The sequence below is a fragment of the Xanthomonas sp. SHU 308 genome, assembly GCF_000364645.1.
GTDB lineage: Bacteria > Pseudomonadota > Gammaproteobacteria > Xanthomonadales > Xanthomonadaceae > Xanthomonas_A > Xanthomonas_A sontii.
In genome coordinates, this window is the sequence record NZ_AQOK01000626.1 from 1 (window position 1) to 2,046 (window position 2,046).

Annotated in this window: 2 protein-coding genes and 2 pseudogenes; 2 read left to right on the top strand and 2 right to left on the bottom strand. The window is 69.9% G+C overall.

The window, feature by feature from the left end; translation table 11 throughout:
* Positions 1 to 486 (top strand): annotated as a pseudogene (locus D588_RS0117545) (transmembrane repetitive protein); the annotation flags it as partial.
* Between the two features lie 350 nt (positions 487 to 836).
* On the opposite strand, the gene D588_RS0117550 reads toward D588_RS0117545, so the two are convergent.
* Positions 837 to 1,298, bottom strand: a complete 462-nt coding sequence (locus tag D588_RS0117550) for a cytochrome c (RefSeq protein WP_017911097.1) — start codon at positions 1,296 to 1,298, stop codon at positions 837 to 839.
* 7 nt (positions 1,299 to 1,305) lie between these two features.
* Positions 1,306 to 1,689, bottom strand: a complete 384-nt coding sequence (locus tag D588_RS0117555; protein ID WP_026143839.1) for a cytochrome c — start codon at positions 1,687 to 1,689, stop codon at positions 1,306 to 1,308.
* A gap of 194 nt (positions 1,690 to 1,883) precedes the next feature.
* Here D588_RS0117555 and D588_RS28810 point away from each other — a divergent pair.
* Positions 1,884 to 2,046: pseudogene (locus tag D588_RS28810) on the top strand (efflux transporter periplasmic adaptor subunit); the annotation flags it as partial.

Sequence of the window (2,046 nt, forward strand, 5' to 3'; positions counted from 1 at the left end):
CAGCGCGGCGACGACTGGGGCGCGGCCGCACGCAACCGCCCCGGCGATGCCGGTGCCGGCGCCAGCAAGGGCGGCGGCCTGTTCAATGCCGACGGCAGCGTGCGCCTGGCCGATGGCCGCGGCAACGACCAGGCACCGGCGCGCAGCGCGCCTGGCTCGGAGACCGACACCTGGACGCGCGAGCGCATCGAAAAGGCCGGCGAGTGGCTCAAGCGCCCGCCGTACGACTACACGCCGACCTCGTTCGACAAGTACTGGCTGCCGAACGCGACGCTGCTGGAAGAGTGGGTGCGGCGCGGCATCAAGTCGGTGAAGATCCCGATCCCGGGCACCACCAGCAGCATTTCCTGTGTGGTCTCGATCCTGCAGGTGGGCGGCGGCTGCAGCATCACCGACCCCAATCTCAACGAGCAGCCGGCTGGCGCGCGGCCGCCGCCGAACGTGCCGTTCAAACGCGAGCTGCAGGAAGACAACGGCAGTCGCTGAGTGGCGGGGTACCCGCCCGCTCACACATGCGGGCGCCGCACATCACCAGCTGCGGCACGCGCGGACCGGGCGCGGTTTGGTCCGAGTGGACGACTTCAGCTAGCACGGCGTTGCCTGCGAGGGCTCATCGCGGATGAAGCCGCTCTTACGTGTGTGCCTCACGTCGTTGGATAGGGTCGAAGCGCCACCGGATCGCGCACCACGCGAGAGTGGCGGCGAGCTGGTCACGCGTCGACGGTGTCGCATCCGGAGCGCGCGCTGTGCGCAGTCCCGTCGCCGCTGCTCGGCGCAGTCTGGTGCAGGCGACCGCGCGCGTCATGTGGCGTGCGCGGTCCCTGCGCGCGGTGCGCTCAGTTCACGCCGTGCAAATCGCGCAACTGGCTGCTGCGCGAGCCGAAGTAGGCGGCCAGGTCGGCGATGTCCTGGTCGCTCAGCTGCGCTGCCTGCGGGCTCATCAGCGGATGCGTGCGGGTGCCGCCGCGGTAGGCCTGCAGCGCGTGTGCCAGGTAATCGCCGTACTGGCCGCCGAGCTTGGGATAGGTCGGGTCGATCGGCGCGTTGCCGTCGGCGCCGTGGCAGTCGATGCAGCTCTGCCCGGTGGCCTTGCCCTTGGCGTGGGCGAGCTTGTCGCCGGCGTCGATGCGCCCGCCGGGCAGGCCGGCGGAGGAGCCGGAACCGTGCTCGCCGCTGGCGTGGCCGGGGTCGCCGGCGGATTTGCTGGTGGATTCCACCTGCGATTGCGAACAGGCCCCCAGGCACAGGGCGGCAAGCAGGACGAGGGCGGGACGCAAGGCGTGCGCGGCGTTCGGCATGGGAGGCCTACTTGAGGGTGGACAGGAAAGCGGCGATGTCGGCGATCTCCTGGTCGGAGAAGCTTTCCGCCTGGGCCTGCATGGTCGGATGCTTGCGCTTGCCGAGCCGGTATTCGGTCAGCGCCTGGGTCAGGTACTGCGCCGACTGCCCGCCGATCTTGGGGATGCGGTAGCTGGGATAGGCGTTCTTGTAGCCGGTGACGCCGTGGCAGCCCTGGCAGGTGTAGGTGAGCACCCGGCCGTTGGCCGCGTTGCCCTGAACAGGCGCAGGTGCCGCGGCTGCGGCAGCGGGAGCGGCGGGCGCCGGCGCGGTCTGCGCCATCGCCGGGGCGGCCCCAACAGAAACGAGTACGGCCAGAGCAAAACAAGCGGCTAGCGGCTGCGTGCGCATGGTTTCGTGGTCCGGAGGACGGATTGGGGTTCCGGCGTGGGGGAACACGGAACGGCCCGAGTATAGCCTCACCTTTCGCGGCTCCGAAACTGGCGGCGGTGGGCGACCCGTGACCTTTGGGGCATACGGCACGACGTCGTTTGGTGATCTACTTATCTACAACACCATTCACGCCATCCACCAAGGACACGACGATGACGCGACCGCTGATGCGCCGCACTGCCACTTGCGCTGCCGCGCTGCTGGTCACCACCACGTTGCTGCTGAGCGCCTGCAAGCCGGCGGCGGAGGCCAAGGCTAAGGCCGCCGACAGCGAGAAGGCACCGGAGGCGGTGCCGGTGGAGGTGGCGGCGGCCA